Source organism: Acinetobacter sp. 24-47-62, assembly GCF_056779765.1.
On the sequence record NZ_JBWYIN010000039.1, the window covers coordinates 1 to 511 of the forward strand.

Genomic DNA, 511 nt, shown 5'->3' on the forward strand with positions numbered 1-511 from the left:
GCCATTGCTACGGTATCGAGTGATGAACCACATAAACGGTTGACTGTGGTTGCAGGTACTGTATAAGGAATACCTGCTAAAAGCGCCGACATACGACCGACGTTACGATTATCTTCACCGGCTTGGTTGGCACAACCAAATAAAACGTCATCGACGACATTCCAATCCACAGAAGGATTACGTTCCATTAACGCTTTTAATGGCACTGCACCTAAGTCATCCGCACGGACAGGGGCTAAACCACCGGCATAACGACCAAAAGGCGTACGGATGGCATCAATGATGTATGCGTTTTTCATAGTGTAAGATCCTAAAACCAGTCTTAAGCCTGAGTGGCATCAATGAGTTTGGCACCCGTCATCGATTGAAGCTCTTCAAAAGATAAGCCTTCAACTTTCTCAATGACTTTCATGCCATCTGCCGTCACATCAATCACACAAAGGTCCGTATAAATGCGGTCCACACATTTCAAACCTGTCGCAGGATAAGTCAGCTCAGCAACGATTTTAGG

Annotated in this window: 1 protein-coding gene and 1 pseudogene; both read right to left on the reverse strand. The window is 45.8% G+C overall.

Annotation, left to right across the window (positions count from 1 at the left end; translation table 11 throughout):
• Positions 1-299, reverse strand: a 299-nt coding sequence (locus AC1M87_RS14775) for a thiolase family protein (RefSeq protein WP_481594121.1), incomplete at its 3' end; no start/stop codon positions are given.
• 23 nt (positions 300-322) lie between these two features.
• Positions 323-511: pseudogene (locus tag AC1M87_RS14780) on the reverse strand (3-oxoadipate CoA-transferase); the annotation flags it as partial.